At 39.8% G+C, this 399-nt stretch carries 1 tRNA gene; it reads right to left on the reverse strand.

The features are described from left to right. Window positions 1–226: 226 nt before the first annotated feature. Window positions 227–302: transfer RNA gene (locus FN960_RS23525), tRNA-Asn, on the reverse strand. Between the last annotated feature and the right edge of the window lie 97 nt (window positions 303–399).

Here is a 399-nt window from a genome sequence, read left to right on the forward strand (position 1 = left end):
TTCTCTTTATCTTTGTACTGTACTTCATGGAACAGAGTTTTTGACCTTGCGAATCGTGATGTCTGTTGGGGAGGGACAATTTGCTCACTGAAGCGTGAGACTCGATTAAACGCACGAAACACAGAAATCAAAAAACCCGGTCACTTTTTTACAAGGTAACCGGGTAAAAATAATTTTTATTTTTTAACTGTTTTGAGACTCATAGAGATGTCTCAAAACTAAAATTTGGCTCCTCTGACTGGACTCGAACCAGTGACATACGGATTAACAGTCCGCCGTTCTACCGACTGAACTACAGAGGAATCGTGAGAACGAGGCGAATATTAGCGATGCCCACCCACAATGTCAAAGCCTGTTTTTTAAATTTGAAATCGTTTGCTGAAATAATCTGCATTTTGT

Source organism: Alkalicoccobacillus porphyridii (assembly GCF_007293315.1).
Classification (GTDB): Bacteria; Bacillota; Bacilli; order Bacillales; family Bacillaceae_D; genus Alkalicoccobacillus; species Alkalicoccobacillus porphyridii.